Origin of the sequence: Streptomyces sp. NPDC020747 (genome assembly GCF_044334695.1) — a bacterium.
In the GTDB taxonomy this organism is placed as follows: domain Bacteria; phylum Actinomycetota; class Actinomycetes; order Streptomycetales; family Streptomycetaceae; genus Streptomyces.
In genome coordinates, this window is the sequence record NZ_JBIRTJ010000017.1 from 55,670 (window position 1) to 70,766 (window position 15,097).

The window sequence follows — 15,097 nt, forward strand, 5'->3', positions numbered from 1 at the left end:
GGTTCAGTCTCCTGCCGCTGCTCTGCCGGCCTGGGCGCCGAACACGAGGGCCTGGCCGATCGTCGCGCCGGTGCCCGGGTAGGCGGACCCGAACGGGCCGGCGGCGACGTTGCCCGCGGCGTACAGCCCTGGTACGGCCGTTCCGTCGTCGCGCAGCACACGCCCGTCGGGATCGGTGCGCGGGCCGCCGCTGGTTCCGCCGAGTCCGGGCCGTACCGGCACGGCGTAGAAAGGTGGCGCGTACAGGGGCCCCAACGTCGGGTGGACGGCGCCAGGATCACCCATGACGCCGTCGTAGGAGTTCACTCCTCGGTCGAAGTCCGGATCCTCGCCGGCTGCCGCCGCCCAGTTGAACCGGCTGATCGCCTTGGCGAGCGTGTCGCCCGGGACGTCGATGAGCCGCGCCAACTCCAGCAGTGTGCACGCGCGTTGCAGCCAGTCGGGGTCGGGTTCGTCGGGGCGGACCGGGCCGATCGGATAGCGGCGGCGGTGGGCGGAGTCGACGATCAGCCATGACGGCTCGGACGGGTGCAGCGATCGGCCGACCCCGTGGTAGCTCCGGGCCTCGTTGGTGAACCGGTGACCGTGGCCGTCGACCAGCACGGCACCGGGGCGCGCACGCTCGGCGAGGAGTATCCGGTGCACGGGTCGGTCGTCGATCGCGTCGCCGGGTATCCGGATCGTCGGGCACCACCAGGCCTGCGACGTGTTGTGCAGTGCGGCCCCGGCGGCGATGGCCATGCGCAGCCCGTCGCCGCGGGCGCCGGGTGCTCCGGTGAGGCCGGGAACCGGGCGGCCGAGGAATCGCCGGACGAGGGCCTCGTCGCGTTCGAAGCCACCCGTCGCGAGTACGACCCGCCCGGCCAGCGGTGTGCCGTCGACCACCACGCCGGTACCTAGGAAACTCGTCGCTCTGGCGTGTGTGCGGACGGTGACGCCCGCGTCGATGGCGGCCGTGAGCAGTGCGCCCTCCAGTGCCTGCCCCGCGGTGTGTACTCCGGCCTGCCCGCGCTGCTCGATGAGGTCGGGAGCGGCTTCGCCGGTGAGGAGTTCGGTGAGGGTTGCACGCGGACGCCAGGGCAGAGCAGCACGCACCAGAGCGGCGACCCGCGGTGTGGTGCGCAACGGCCGTGGTTCGAGCGACCGGCCGGCCGCGTACCCGCCCGGCAGCGTGTTGTGGCAGTCCGGTACGGGAAGGGTGGACCAGCGCAGCGGTGTCTTCGTCTCAAGCCACTCGGCCACGCGCGGCGCCTCGTCGACGAACCGGTCGGACATGGCGGTGTCCGCGGGCTCGTGCTCGTACCCGTACTCGTCGGATCGGCCGAGGGAACTCAGATAGGTACGGGCGCGCTGCGGGGTGTCGTGGGCTGCGAGCGGCAGGTGGTTGCTGGGCAGCCAGGCCGCCCCGCTGGACAGGGCGGTGGTGCCGCCGATCGTCGATGTCGCCTCGACGACGGTGACCTCGGCGCCCGATTCCCGTGCCGACAGTGCCGCGGCCAGCCCGGCGGCGCCCGAACCGACGACGACCACCGAGGTCATGCCGTCTCCCCGTCGGTGGGGATCCCGCCCCTCTTGACGACCGGGACCTCGATGCCCAGAGCCCGCATCTGCTCGCAGGGATTCATGAACTCCCTTATCTCCGCGATCTTTCCGTTGTCGAGGCGGAAGGAGTGGATGAAGTGGTTGCGGTAGTGGCCCGGCGGATAGTGGGGGAAGATGATCTGCCCTTCTCCGTCGCACTCCACCCACATCCGGTCGGGGTCCTGGGTCTCGAAGATCTCGGCGTTGGTCCAGCGCCAGTCGGGGAAGCACTCGAGCGACCACGCGGCCATCAGGTACAGGTTCTCCCGTCCCGTGACCGCGGCCTGTTGTCCGGTGTCGGTGGTCCAGAGGCCGCCTCGCGCGTCTTCGGTGAAGAGGTGGTGGCGTTCGAGCCTCGCCGGTCCCTCCGTCATGTCCAGGTATCGCTGCACCGTGGCCCGGTTGGCGCGGCGCAGTTCGGAGTCGTCGTCGACCCACTCCTGGGGCCTCGTGTGCTGGGTCATGGTCGGTCTCCTCGGTCGTGGGTAGGGCAGGTGTCAGGCCAGCGCCTCGTCGATGCGCGCGGCGAAGAGGGCGGGGCCGTTGCGGGTCAGCACCGACTCGGCGTGGAACTGCAGGGAGGCGAAGCCAGGTCCGCGCAGTGCGTGCACCTCGCCGGTGCCTGTGTCCCGGCTGACCTCCACCAGGCCGACACCGGGCACGTCGAGCTTGTCGGTGTCGCTGTGCGCGGCGAACGTGTTGTAGAAGCCCACCGTCTCGTGCTCGCCGAACAACTCGATCCCGCGTTGCGTGCCCTGGTGGGGAACGGCGCCGCGGCGCACGTCCAAACCGAGTGCCAGGCCGAGCAGTTGGTGACTCAGACACACGGCGAGGAACGGCTTCCGCCCGGCCAGCAGTTTTTCGATCGCCCGGCGCAGATGGGAGTTCCTGGGATCGTCGGCGTCTCGGGGGTCGCCCGGCCCGGGGCCGAGGACGACGAGATCCTCCGCGTTCCACGCATACGGTTCGTCCCACCGCCGGACGGTCACCGCCAGCCCCAGTGGGCGGAGTTGCGCGGCGATCATCGCGGTGAACTCGTCCTCGGCGTCGACCACCAGGACCCGTCGTGGGGAGGACACCGGCGTCGGCGGTGGGCGGTCGGCGGTGAGCCAGAACCCGGCCAGGCCACGCCGGCGGCGCTGGAGCACGTCGCGTACATAGGGATGCTCGCCGAGCGGACGATTGCGGCCGGGCCCGCGGCGTGGCCCGGACTCCGGATCGGTGGACATGGCCCGCAGCAGGGCCGCCGCCTTGACGTGGGTCTCCGCCGCCTCGGCCGCCGGATCCGAGTGCCGTACGAGCGTCGCGCCGACACCGATCCCGGCCCTGCCCGTCGGATCGAGTTCCGCGGTACGAATCATGATGGCCGAGTCGAGGCGGTGACCGCCGGTCCGGTCGCGGCCGATCAGCGCGGCAACCCCGCCGTAGTAACCGCGCCCGGCCGGCTCGTACCGGGTGATCACCCGGCATACGCCGGCCAGCGGACTGCCGGTCACCGTGGGCGCGAACATCGTCTCCGACAGGATGTCCAGGGGGTGTCGGCGGGAACGGCCCGTGATGAGGTACTCCGTGTGCGCGAGCCGTGCCATCTCCTTGAGCCGCGGCCCCAGGACCCGGACACCACCTCCGTCGCCGTCGCAGACGCGGGCCATCATCTTCAGTTCCTCGTCGAGCACCATGTGCAGCTCGTCGGACTCCTTGTGACTGTCCAGGAACGACATCAGTCCGGCGAGGGTGGGGCCGTCCTCGGAATAGCGGTACGTGCCACTGATCGGGTTCATCACCGCGTCACCGTCGTGCAGGCTGACGTGACGTTCCGGTGTGGCACCGACGAACGTGCGGGTGCCGGTGTGGATCAGGAAGGTCCAGTACGCGCCGGACTCCTGTTCGCACAGCCGCCGGAAGACGGTGCGTGCCACGTCGAGGTCGTAGTCGGCGATCTGCCCGGCAAAGCGTCGTCCGAGCACGAAGTTCGAGCCCGCGCCCTGTCCGATCTCGTCGCTGACGACCCGTTCGACGGTACGGGCATAGGTGTCGTCGTCGGTGTCGAAGTGCCCGTCGACGAGCCGGACCGGGACCTCGGGGATGCGTCGGAGCAGATCCTGCAGCGGCACCACCGCCTGCTCGGTGATCAGCATCGCGATCAGCGGCGCCCCGTCGTCGACACACGCGAGGCCACGTTCGCGGAGCTGCCGGTAGGGGATGACAGTCAGGACCTGATGTTCCTGGCCGTCTTCCTCGGCGCCCTCATCAGCGCCCTCTTCGGACACAGGGACATCGGCGAGCCGGTCCGGCAAACACAACTCGCCTGTCAGTACGTCGAGTTGGTGTCGTCCGGTCCGTTCCGGGCGGTGCAGCAGTGCGAACGGGGGCGGCTCCGCTGCCAGCACCCGGCGGAGAAGACCCGACGTACCGGTCACGGCAGGATGTCCTCCGCGGTGAGCACGACAGCGCACTTCCGCGCGGCGTACTCCAGGGCGAATCGATGGTCCTGCGCCGAGAAGTCGGCGACCGCGTCGGCCACGACGAATGGCTGGACGTCGTGGCTGAACGCGTCGACCGCGCTGGCCAGGACGCCCACATGCGCGTACACCCCGCAGATGACGAGCTGATCGGCACCGCGTCGGCGCAGCCACGCCAGTAACTCGGTTCGGAAGAACGCGCTGTACCGCCACTTCGTGAACACCCCGTCCAGCGGCCCGGGTGTCAGCGGTTCGGGCACGTCACGGTCGGCCGGTGCGGATTGCATCCCGGCCCCCCAGAAGTCGGCGAGCAGTCCGCGCTGCGACGGGTCCATCCCACCGGGCTGCATCGTGTACGCCACAGGCATGCCCAGCGCCCGGCACCGGTCCCGCACCGAGACCGTGTTGCGTACGAGCTGACTGGTCATGGTCTCGGGAAAGGGGCGCAGGAAGTACCACTGCATGTCATGTATCAGCAACGCGCAGCGCCGGGGGTCGACCGTCCAGGCGGCCACGTTCTTCGGCAGCTCCGCCGATGTCGGCAGCGCGTACGACTCGATGTCCGCGATGCCGGTCATGAGCCCCCCAGGTGACTCTCGGGAGAGCAGGTGGAGAGCTGTCCCCCGGGAATGGTGGAGGCGTGCATCACGACTGAATTCCTTTTCCACTTACGGCGGTTCGGCCGGGGTGGCTCGTGCGGTTGCACGTTCTGTGGTGCCCCGGCGACGGCTACGACGACCTACGCAACCACCGGCTCGTACCCCACAGCCATACGCGCAAGGCCCGGATCCATACGCGTCTGAGCCTGATGCACAGCCATCCAGGCCAGTGAGCAGAGTTGACCACCAACTGATCAGAAGTTGGCGGCACAGCCGGCTGGGTTCACGCGTACAGTGCGGCATCAAGGCTGAAGATCATCTGACCGGCCCGGACGTTCGGAACCTGCCCAGTCCCGGCATGGGACACGCACGGCATCCGCGTCCATTCCCACGAACACGTTCAGAAATTGCTCTGGAGACACACCTGATGAAGCTAGCCAAGCGGCTTGTCCTCACCACCACGGCTCTCGCCACTGTCACCACCGCCGCGCTCATAGGCACGACGGTCGGCCCGGCGGCGGCTTCGCAGCCCACCCGCACCGGCGTCGACGTTCCCGCCGCGCTGAAGGTCCCGGACGGCAACCGCCTCACCGGCGTCTTCTCCGCCGAAGGCGTCCAGACCTACACCTGCACCGACGGCGCCTGGAAGCTGCTGGAGCCCGCCGCCACCCTGTGGGCCAAGAACGACCACTCCCGCCGTACGGTCGCCCTCCACTCACGCGGACCCGTCTGGGTGTCCACGGTGGACGGCAGCGCCGTCAACGCCGCCGCCCTTGTCACCTCCCCCAAGACCGGCACCATCCCCGAGCTCCTCCTGAAGTCCACCGCCACTCGCGGCACCGGGGTCTTCGCCGACGTCTCCTACATCCAGCGCCTCAACACCCGCGGCGGCGTCGCCCCGACCACCGCCTGCACCGGCACGGACCAGACGAGCGTCCCGTACTCCGCCACCTACACCTTCTACAAGCCCGCCAAGTAATCCTGTAGGCAGCAACGGCAGTGGCTCCTGGGCGATTTCGAGGGGCCACTGTTGTGCTCCCGGCCCTGCGGCAGAACGTACGACGTGGCCTGGCGCCATGCACCGGACCGGCCTCCGGCCGCTACGCTCGGCCCGGTTCGGACAAGCGACGGCCGGTGGGTGTTCAGGCCCCGCCGGGAGGGAAATGTGGGAGCGCGTGTTATCCGGAGATGGCGATCACCAGGCGGGGATACGTGCGGAGCGCGGCTCGGGGCGGCTGATCGCCGGCCGGTATCTGCTCGATGACGTCCTCGGCCGGGGTGGGATGGGCACGGTCTGGCGGGCTCATGACCAGTTGCTGGACCGTCCGGTCGCCGTCAAGGAACTGCACATCCTCACCCACGGCGACGAGGAGCAGCGGGTACGGCTGCGTCGTGCGGTCCGTGAGGCGCGTGCGGTCGCGCGGGTGCCGCACCCGCATGTGGTGGGTGTGCATGACCTGGTCGAGTCCGAGGACCGGCTGTGGATCGTGATGGAACTGGTCGAGGGGCCTTCGCTGGCGCGTCATGTCGCCGAGACCGGACCGCTCACCCCGCGGCACACCGCCGCCCTGGGACTGCAGTTGCTGGACGCGCTGGTGGCGGTGCACGCGGCCGGCACCCTGCACCGGGACGTCAAACCCGCCAACGTCCTGCTGCGCCGCGACGGCAGCGCCGTCCTGAGCGACTTCGGCATCGCGGTCCTGGACGACGGCGAGTTCCTGACCACCACCGGCGAACTGATCGGCTCCCTGGAGTTCATGGCCCCCGAGCGGGTGACGGGAGCCGACGTCGGCCCGGCCTCCGACCTGTGGTCGCTGGGCGCGACCCTGGCCACGGTGTGCGGCGGACAGTCCCCCTTCCGCAGACCGGCACGCCCCGCCACCCTCCACGCGGTGGCCTACGCCGAACCCGCCCTGAACGAACGGCTCGGCCCGCTGCGCCCGGTCATCGAGGCACTCCTGCGCAAATCCCCCGACGAACGGCCCACCGCCGCCCACACACGCGACGCCCTGCACCGCATCGCGGCAGGCCACCCGGACACCGCACCACCACTCCTGCTGCCGTCACCGACCGGTCACACATCCCGGCCCACGCCCCAACTGCCCGACGCGGACACCATGACCAGCGGCCGCCAGCACCCGGCCCCGTACGGGCAGACCATGCCGACGGCAACGCACACCACCTCCCTCAGGCCCACGCCCCAGCCCGCCTCCCGCCCCCGGAGCGTGAAGCGGCTGGGGTGGGCGCTGGCCGCAACCGCGGTACTGGCGGCGGGTGTTGGCGGCGCACTGTTCCTCACCGGGATGCTGCCGCTCAAGAAGGACCCCGTCACCACGACCACCCGCCAGGCCGTGAAGTCCACCACCGGCTGGCAGCAGATCACCGGGGTGACCGTCCAGCAGGGAGACAAAGTCACCGTGCGCTTCGTCTCGGGCCGGTGGACCGTCGACCACGTCAACATCCCCATGACCGGCCCGGCCGGCTACAACACGGCCATCGACCAGTCCCTGAACGGCGCCAAGGACTACACCACCCTCCAACTCGCCATCAACGACACCGCCGACAGATGCGTCCAGGACAACCAAGGGGCCATAACCGTACAGGTCAGCGTCACACACCAACCGTGACTCTCGCCCGCCGCCTGACCCGCCTTCAGGGTTCGATGAGGCCGACTCGGATGGCGTAGCGGGTGAGTTCCAGTCGGTCGCGCAGGCCCAGCTTCTGGAGGAGGTTGGTGCGGTGGCGTTCGACGGTCTTGGCGCTGATGACGAGGAGGAGGGCGATCTCCTTGGAGGTGTGGCCCTCGGCGACAAGTTTGAGGATTTCCTCTTCGCGTTCGGTGATGGGGCGGGCGGGCAGTTGTTCGCCGGTGCGGGCGCGGTCGAGGTAGGTACGGATGAGGGTGGTCTCGGCGCCGGGGTAGATGAACGGCTCGTCGCGCAGGGCGGCGCGGCAGGCTTCGACGAGGTCGCGGTCGGCGACGGATTTGAGTACGTAGCCTGAGGCGCCGGATTTCAGGGCCTCGAAGAAGTACTGCTCGTTGTCGTACATCGTCAGCATCAGGGTGCGCAGGCCGGGGCGGAGGCGGGCCAGTTCGCGGGCGGCCTGCAGGCCGGTCCGGCGGGGCATGGCGATGTCGAGTATGGCCAGGTCGATGTCATTGGCGCGGGCCTGGGCGATGGCTTCGGCACCGTCGGAAGCCTCGGCGACGACCGTCAGATCCGGCTCGGCGTCGAGGATGAGGCGGACGCCGTGGCGGACCAGGGCGTGGTCGTCGGCGAGCAGGATACGGGCCGGTGTGGTCATCGCGGTGTCTCCTGGGTGCGGTCGGCGGCTGCGTGGTCGGTGACGTTCAGGCGTATCTCGGTGCCGCCGTCGGGGCCCCGGCCGATCCGGAACTCGGCGCCGATGAGGAGGGCGCGTTCGCGCATGCCGCTGATGCCTGCCCCTTCGGGTGCGGCCCCGATCCCTTGGCCGTTGTCACGGACCAGCAGTCCCACCCGGGCATCGGGCAGGGCACGCAGACTGACCTCGACCCGGGTGGCGTGGGTGTGGCGGGCGGTGTTGGTGAGCCCTTCCTGGGCGACGCGGTAGAGGACGAGTTCGGTGGCCGGGCCGAGGCGGGGCAGCCCGGGAGTGATGTGCGCGGTCGCGCTCAGGCTGGAGGTGGTGAACTCGGCCGTCAGGGCGCGCAGGGCGCTGTGCAGGCCGAGTTCCTCCAGGACTCCGGGGCGCAGGCGGCGGGCGATTCGGCGGATCTCGTCCAGTCCGGCGCGGGTGGTCTCCTGCGCCTGCCGCAGATCCTCGCGTACGGGCTTCGGTGCGTGGTCGGCTGTGTGTTTGAGCTGGAGCAGGACGGCGGTGAGGGTCTGTCCCACCTCGTCGTGGAGTTCCCTGGCGAGGCGCTGGCGCTCGGCCTCCTGCGCGGACAGGGCCCTGCCGGAACTGGTAGCGCGTTCGGCCTCCAGCCGGGCGAGCATGGCGTTGAAGCTGGTGGTGAGTTCGGCGATCTCACCGGGTCCGGTGACGGTCGTGCGGCTGCCGGGCTTGAGGAGGTCGACGGTGGCCATGGCCCGGTTCAGACGCGCCAGGGGAGCCAGTGCGATCCGCAGCAGTACGGCGTTCGCGATCACCATCACGATCAGCCCGACGAGCAGCACAAGGGCCTCGCCGAACAGCACCGGCGTGGAAACGGTGACCGGTCCCAGGAGCAGCAGGACCGCGACGACGAGCACGGCCGCGTTGAGGGCGAAGATCCTCCAGTACAGCGACATGGACCTGTGCTCCCTTCCCGGTGATCGCTCACCTCCACTGTGGCCTGCCGCCGCCGAACGGCCCTGTTGAGGGCTCTGGCCTGCGACGGGATCTACTGCCCCCGCCTCACCCTGACCCCTGAGGGGACGTCGTGTCCATCCGGGCTGACACCCATATCTCCAGGCTGTTCGAGGTGGCACCATGAGTCCCCGCCGCGCCGGATCACCTCGCTGGATCCGTCGTGGCCCGCACCGCTGCCACAAGGATCAAAGAAGAGGGGGGAGGGGTTGTGCCTGCCGGGCGAATGAGCACCACACCCTTGCCGGGAATCGGTGTCCAGTACGACCTCACCACGAGGGAGCAACGCCACCTGTCGGTGATCGCGCACCGGGACGGCGCCCGCACGGTGAACGTCTACCGGACCGACGACCCCGACGCCTGCGCCCAGTCGCTGCGGCTGACGGAGCCGGAGACCGCCTCGCTGATCGACGCGCTGGCGCCCTCACACCACAGTCCGAACCTGCTGTCCACCACCGATCTGGGCCTGGTCGCCGAGCGGATCGAGCTGTCGTCGACCTCGCACTGGAACGGCCGCGTCCTCGGCGACACCCGGATGCGCACCGAGACCGGCGCCTCGATCGTGGCCGTGCTGCGCCGGGCCGAGGCCATCCCGTCCCCCACGCCGGACTTCCGCCTGGCGGGCGGCGACACCCTGATCGTGATCGGCACCCGCGAGGGTGTGGAGGCGGCCGCCGCGATACTCGGGCGGGAGTGACCCGGTGCATTCCTCCGCCATTTTCCTGATCGAGTTCGGTGCGATCATCCTGGGTCTGGGACTGCTCGGCCGGTTCGCCGGACGCTTCCAGTTCTCGCCCATACCCCTCTACCTGCTGGCCGGACTCGCGTTCGGCGAGGGCGGGCTGCTGCCCCTGGGCACCAGCGAGGAGTTCGTCGCGATCGGCGCCGAGATCGGCGTCATCCTGCTGCTGCTCATGCTCGGCCTCGAATACACCGCCACCGACCTCGTCTCCAACCTCAAGACCCAATACCCCGCAGGACTCGTCGACGCCGCCCTCAACGCCCTGCCCGGCGCCGCCATGGCCCTCCTCCTGGGCTGGGGCCCGGTCGCCGCCGTCGTCCTGGCAGGCGTCACCTGGATCTCCTCCTCCGGCGTCATCGCCAAGGTCCTCGGCGACCTGGGCCGCCTCGGCAACCGCGAAACCCCCGTCATCCTCAGCATCCTGGTCCTCGAAGACCTCTCCATGGCCGTCTACCTCCCCATCATCACCGCCCTCCTCGCCGGCGCCGGCCTCGCCGCGGGCAGCGCCACCCTGGCCATCGCACTCGGCGTCGCCGGCCTCGTCCTGGTGGTCGCGGTCCGCTACGGACGCCACATCTCCCGCTTCGTCTCCAGCGACGACCCCGAAAAACTCCTGCTCGTCGTACTCGGCCTGACCCTGCTGGTCGCCGGCGTCGCCCAGCAGCTGCAGGTCTCCGCCGCCGTCGGCGCGTTCCTGGTCGGCATCGCACTGTCCGGCGAGGTCGCCGAGGGCGCCCACGGCCTGCTCTCCCCACTGCGCGACCTCTTCGCCGCCGTCTTCTTCGTCTTCTTCGGCCTGCACACCGACCCCGCCAGCATCCCGCCCGTCCTGCTCCCCGCCCTCGCCCTGGCCCTCGTCACCGCCGGCACAAAAATCACCACCGGCTACTGGGCCGCCAAACGCGCCGGGATCTCCGCCAAGGGCCGCTGGCGGGCCGGCGGCACCCTGGTCGCCCGCGGCGAATTCTCCATCGTCATCGCCGGACTCGCCGTCACCTCCGGCATCGAACCAAGACTCGGACCCCTGGCCACCGCCTACGTCCTCATCCTGGTCATCGTCGGCCCCCTCACCGCCCGCTTCACCGAACCGATCGCCACCCGCCTCACCGCCCGACGCCACCACCGGCCCACGGCGGCGGGCACCGAGACACCCCAGGACCGGGACCTCGTCCCCAGCCCCGACGCACCCATCGAGAAGTAACCACCCAGGGCCGACGGACACCCGCCGACCGGCGGAGCTGAAACGGGTCATCGGTAAGCTCACCGATCATGACCGTTGCACGTTCCGTAGCCCTGTTCGTCGTCGCCGCCCTGTTCGAGATCGGCGGGGCCTGGCTGGTCTGGCAGGGCATCCGCGAGCACAAGGGCTGGATCTGGATCGGCGCCGGGGTCATCGCCCTCGGGCTCTACGGCGTGGTGGCCACCTTCCAGTCCGACGACGACTTCGGACGCGTCCTCGCCGCGTACGGCGGGATCTTCGTCGCCGGGTCGATCGCCTGGGGCGTGGTCGCCGACGGTTACCGGCCCGATCGGTACGACGTCATCGGCGCGCTGGTGTGCCTCGCCGGAATGGCCGTGATCATGTACGCGCCCCGCAGTCACTGAGCGCGGGCGCCGGCTCACTTCCGCGGTGGCCGGAGGCGGCCCCGGCGGGACGTGTCGAAAAGGTTCACCGCGCAGGCCGACGCGACCAGCCCGGCCGCAAGCAGCAGCCCGTGCGGGAGAAGAGCGCCGACGGCCACGGCCGTGACGGCGAGTGACATCGCCAGCCAGGCCCTGCCTCGGCGGTATTCGCGCGGGCGGCGGGGACGTCCCTGACCGAAGCCATGGGCGAAACGGGGATCGTCGAGCCGCAGCCGGGCCTCGATGTCGGCGATCCTGTCGTCGTCGGATTGCGGCATGTTCCGCTCCTTCCACAGCAGTTGGGCCAGGCGAGCGTGAAGTGCCGCAGCCACACCTGCAGACCGGCGATCGTCGTGCGCACCGCGGTGACGACCAGGCCGTAGCGGCCGAACCGCCAGAACGAGACCTGGTGTCCGGCGCGCTGGGCGATGCCCACGACCACGACGTTGGCCGACGTGGCGATGACGGTGGCGTGCCGGCCAGACCGACACCCAGGGCGAAGGATCACCACGGCACCCTCGCCCCTCGCCCGAGGCGGTGACGGCCTCGGCCACGCTCGCGAGTACTGCTCCTTCACCTCACCCTCACCCAGCCCGCCGCGCCCGCGCATCGGGGTCGGCACCCATCCTCGTAACCCCCGGCAGATCACGTCCGGAGGATTGCGGGAGAGCTCGGTGACGAGTGTCGCTTCCAGCGGTGAGGACCCTGCCCTCGGGACCCGCGAGCATGAGCCGTGATGCACGAAGGCGCCGGCGGAAGTGCGGGAGGGGTCCACGTCGGCGTACTACTAGGCGCTCGCCGAAATGTCGGTGGCCGAACTGCGCGTTCAACTCAGGCGCGTCATGCGCCAACTCCTTTTCCCCTGAAGCCTGTTGGGCAAAAAACGACCCGGTCCCAAAGCCTCGACACACCGCACCGCCGGAAAGCACAATCACACGTGATTGAACACTCACCCACATCGCCTTCGTACTCATGGCCAAGGTGCAAACCACGGGCGCAGTGAAGGATCAGCATGGCAGAAGCGCAGACCTCCACAAATGAGTTGATCGCCGGGAGGTACCGACCGCTCCAGATCGTGCACCGAGAGGAATTCCGGGTCGGCTGGCACGGCCAGGACATGACGTCCGGCCGGTTGGTGTTCCTGGCGGAGGCACGGCTGCCCGGAGTCCTCCGCGAGGAGACGACCCGGCAGACCACGGCCCGGGTGCTGCGGGAGACCGCGGACCTGGAGGCCGCCGCCCCCGGCCAGGTGGCCACCGTCCTCGACGTCACCGAGCAGGACGGCCGTCTGTGGACCGTCATGGAACCGATCGAAGGCCGGTCCCTGAGCGAACTCCTCGACCGGCGTGGGCCGTTCAACCAGCCCCGGGCGGTCCGCATCGGGCTGGAGATCCTCGATGTACTCGCGGCGGCGCACCGCCTGGGCGTCACACACGGTGACCTCGGTCCCGACCAGGTCTTCGTCAAGGCGGACGGCGGGGTCGTGGTCACCGGGTTCGGACTGACGGGAGCGACCCGGTCCTTGAGGGTGACCGCACCCTCGTACGCCTCTCCGGAACAGATCCGCGGTGAGGCGATCGATCCCTCGACGGATCTGTGGGCCCTGGGAGCGCTGCTGCACACCATGGTCGAGGGCCGGCCGCCCGCTCCCAACCCGGGGCGCGGCGAAGGCAGTTCGTCCTTCGCGCAGGTGTACGCGGGAGAGGGGACCCAGGGAGGAGGGGAAAGATCCTCCGGGGACGACGTCCACACCAGCCGTCTGCGCCAGACCATTCACGGGCTGCTCCGCGAGAACCCGAACGAGCGACTCACCGAACCGGTACTGCGCAAGGCGCTGAGCCGCATGGTCAGCGAGGACTCGGCCGAACAGTCACACATGTTCAGGCTGCGTGGAGCGCACGGGAGCGGGTCGGGGTCGGAGCGGGCTTGGCGCAGGAAGCGGCCCATCGTCCTCGCCATCGTCGGTTCCGCGCTGGCCGTCGTAGCCATCCCGATCGTGCTCGCCGTGAACAGCAGTCCGGCTTCGGACACACCCGACGCCTCCGGCCCGGCACCCACCGCGTCCGGTTCCGGTCCCGCTGCCGCGCCGCCTCCCGCGGCTTCCACCCCTGCTCGCCCTTCCGCGGATCCGTCCGGCGGCGCCTCGGCCGGCGCATCGGCCCCGGGCGTGCCCGCCGCCCCCTCCCCCACCGTCTCCGCGGAGAAGAAGACGCCGCCCGCCACCAAGCGCTACGACGCGCCGGAGGGGTTCTCGGTCCGACTGCCCTCGGACTGGCGGCGCATCAGGGACACCGGACGGCCGGACAACGCCTTCAGTGTCACGTTCGGTGCCTCGGGCGACCCCCGCGCACTGAGAATCACCTTCGGCAGGGTCCCCTCATCCGACGCCGTCACCGTCTGGCGCGACGCCGAACCTCAATTGCGGCGCCTCACCCCCGGCTTCGACCGCATCGGCGACATCCGGGGCGTGGACGGTTCCGGTGGACGGAAGGCGGACCTGGAATGGTTCGCCGACGGCGACCGCGACCGGACGCGTACGCTCGCCCGCGCCCTCCTCGTCGACACCGATCTCGGCTACTCCATCAGGTGGACCACCCCTGCCGACGACTGGAACACTCCCGCCAACCAGCAGGCGCTCAAAACCTCTTTGACATCCTTCCGCCCCGCGCGGTGAACGGCCCCGCCCGGTTCGTCCGGTGGGGCTGTCACTTCTGACTCGTCCGCTTCCGAAGAGGCTTCCGACGACGGCCTCGGAGCGGCGGGTCAGTCGGACCTGCCCGCCGCCGCGTCGAGGAGGGGCCGAGTTCGCGGGCCACGGTCGTCAGAGGGCTTACGTCCCGCTGGGCCCTGGTCGCGGCGAGGAAGCGGTCGACACGGTCGCCCGCGTACCGGACCGCCCAGCCCACCGTCTCGTTGACCAACTGTTCCTTGCCACCGGGGAAGTAGTGCTGGAGCGAACCGCGCGGCCGCCCGCACGGAGAATCGGACATGCATTCGCCGCTTGTTGGGAAACTCCGACAAGTGCGCTGATCCGCCGCCCTGTTGGCGGCCGTCCGAGGAGAGTGCCCTGCCCATGAGCCGACCGGTGTTGTCATGAGCGTAGAGATGGGATGGATCACGGCCGGCTGGCTACTGGGGTTCGCCGGGTTCAACTCGGCCCTGGGCGTGGCCTGGTGGAGGCGTACGCGCGCGGAGCGGCGGTTCGTGCGGGGCGCACGGAGGTCGGTCGTGGACCCGATCCAGGCGGGGTGGTGGCTCGGCGCCTCGTGGAAGGGCGCGTCGGCCCAGCGGGAGAGATACGCCGCCGAGGTGGCCGTACGACTGCTCATCCTGGCCGGCCACACCCAGGTCGACGAGGCCGGCCGGATCAGCCTCACGCCGGGGCGGCACAGCGCTCCCGAGGGTCCGGCCCTCACGACCCTCGCGGCCGGTCTGCGCCGCGACGAGGGCGTCACCGTCCACGAACTCCTCACCGAGCCGCGCTTCGCACCGTTCCGCACGGCCCTGGAAGCACACCGCGCTCCCCTGCGCCGGTGCTTCGGCGCCTACCGCGTCCCCGCGCTGCTCGCCGCCCTGGTGGTGTCGTTCGGGATGTCCATGAACGCGATGCTCCTGGGCAACGGGTTCCCGGGGCTCTCCGACCAGGACCCCGGCTGGTGGACGCTGCTGTGGATGGCGCCCTGGGCCGCCCTGTCCCTCCTGGCGGCTGCCTGGCCGCCCGAAGCGTCCCGTCCCTGGCCCCTGTTCACACCCGTCGT

The 15,097-nt window shown here is 70.2% G+C and carries 13 protein-coding genes and 1 pseudogene; 6 read left to right on the forward strand and 8 right to left on the reverse strand.

The features are described 5' to 3' along the window. Positions 1–3: 3 nt before the first annotated feature. From ACH4YP_RS36610 to ACH4YP_RS36625, 4 genes are read right to left on the reverse strand one after another with little or no spacing between them, the layout of a single operon-like run. Positions 4–1,539, reverse strand: a complete 1,536-nt coding sequence (locus ACH4YP_RS36610) for an FAD-dependent oxidoreductase (RefSeq protein WP_398495226.1) — start codon at positions 1,537–1,539, stop codon at positions 4–6. Next, positions 1,536–2,045: a PhzA/PhzB family protein gene (locus ACH4YP_RS36615; protein WP_398495228.1), complete on the reverse strand. Its 510-nt coding sequence runs from the start codon at positions 2,043–2,045 to the stop codon at positions 1,536–1,538. Before ACH4YP_RS36615 ends, ACH4YP_RS36610 begins: the two co-directional genes overlap by 4 nt. 33 nt (positions 2,046–2,078) lie before the next feature. Beyond that, positions 2,079–4,001 carry an anthranilate synthase family protein gene (locus tag ACH4YP_RS36620; RefSeq protein WP_398495229.1) on the reverse strand — a complete coding sequence of 641 codons (1,923 nt, stop codon included), beginning with the start codon at positions 3,999–4,001 and terminating at the stop codon, positions 2,079–2,081. Further along, positions 3,998–4,621 carry an isochorismatase family protein gene (locus tag ACH4YP_RS36625; protein ID WP_361068260.1) on the reverse strand — a complete coding sequence of 208 codons (624 nt, stop codon included), beginning with the start codon at positions 4,619–4,621 and terminating at the stop codon, positions 3,998–4,000. The genes ACH4YP_RS36620 and ACH4YP_RS36625 overlap by 4 nt, the downstream gene beginning before the upstream one ends. A gap of 448 nt (positions 4,622–5,069) precedes the next feature. Between ACH4YP_RS36625 and ACH4YP_RS36630 the strand changes: the two genes are divergently transcribed. Both ACH4YP_RS36630 and ACH4YP_RS36635 read left to right on the forward strand, forming a co-directional pair. Beyond that, on the forward strand, positions 5,070–5,621 hold the full coding sequence (locus ACH4YP_RS36630; RefSeq protein ID WP_361068263.1) for a DUF3455 domain-containing protein: 552 nt from the start codon (positions 5,070–5,072) through the stop codon (positions 5,619–5,621). Between the two features lie 196 nt (positions 5,622–5,817). Further along, entirely contained in the window at positions 5,818–7,269 is a 1,452-nt protein-coding gene (locus tag ACH4YP_RS36635) for a serine/threonine-protein kinase (protein WP_398495231.1), read from the forward strand. A gap of 25 nt (positions 7,270–7,294) precedes the next feature. Here the strand turns inward: ACH4YP_RS36635 and ACH4YP_RS36640 are convergent, their stop codons facing one another. Both ACH4YP_RS36640 and ACH4YP_RS36645 read right to left on the reverse strand, forming a co-directional pair. Beyond that, complete coding sequence (locus ACH4YP_RS36640) at positions 7,295–7,948, reverse strand: response regulator transcription factor (protein ID WP_189842562.1); 654 nt, start codon at positions 7,946–7,948, stop codon at positions 7,295–7,297. Further along, positions 7,945–8,916 (reverse strand): HAMP domain-containing sensor histidine kinase, encoded by a 972-nt coding sequence (locus ACH4YP_RS36645; protein WP_398495233.1) that lies wholly within the window; start codon positions 8,914–8,916, stop codon positions 7,945–7,947. Before ACH4YP_RS36645 ends, ACH4YP_RS36640 begins: the two co-directional genes overlap by 4 nt. 284 nt (positions 8,917–9,200) lie before the next feature. Between ACH4YP_RS36645 and ACH4YP_RS36650 the strand changes: the two genes are divergently transcribed. From ACH4YP_RS36650 to ACH4YP_RS36660, 3 genes are all read left to right on the forward strand, one after another. Then, a complete protein-coding gene (locus ACH4YP_RS36650; protein ID WP_398495234.1) occupies positions 9,201–9,671 on the forward strand; it encodes a cation:proton antiporter regulatory subunit in 471 nt (156 codons plus the stop codon). 4 nt (positions 9,672–9,675) lie between these two features. Then, a complete protein-coding gene (locus ACH4YP_RS36655; protein ID WP_398495236.1) occupies positions 9,676–10,917 on the forward strand; it encodes a cation:proton antiporter in 1,242 nt (413 codons plus the stop codon). Between the two features lie 68 nt (positions 10,918–10,985). After that, positions 10,986–11,321: a YnfA family protein gene (locus ACH4YP_RS36660; RefSeq protein WP_361068400.1), complete on the forward strand. Its 336-nt coding sequence runs from the start codon at positions 10,986–10,988 to the stop codon at positions 11,319–11,321. Between the two features lie 14 nt (positions 11,322–11,335). On the opposite strand, the gene ACH4YP_RS36665 is transcribed toward ACH4YP_RS36660, so the two are convergent. Continuing rightward, the gene (locus ACH4YP_RS36665) at positions 11,336–11,617 is read right to left on the reverse strand and encodes a DUF3040 domain-containing protein (protein ID WP_361068403.1); all 282 of its coding nucleotides are present in this window, start codon (positions 11,615–11,617) and stop codon (positions 11,336–11,338) included. A gap of 734 nt (positions 11,618–12,351) precedes the next feature. On the opposite strand from ACH4YP_RS36665, the gene ACH4YP_RS36670 reads away from it, so the two are divergent. Further along, on the forward strand, positions 12,352–14,013 hold the full coding sequence (locus ACH4YP_RS36670; RefSeq protein WP_361068406.1) for a serine/threonine-protein kinase: 1,662 nt from the start codon (positions 12,352–12,354) through the stop codon (positions 14,011–14,013). A gap of 178 nt (positions 14,014–14,191) precedes the next feature. Here the strand turns inward: ACH4YP_RS36670 and ACH4YP_RS36675 are convergent. Further along, positions 14,192–14,311: pseudogene (locus ACH4YP_RS36675) on the reverse strand (TetR/AcrR family transcriptional regulator); the annotation flags it as partial. Between the last annotated feature and the right edge of the window lie 786 nt (positions 14,312–15,097).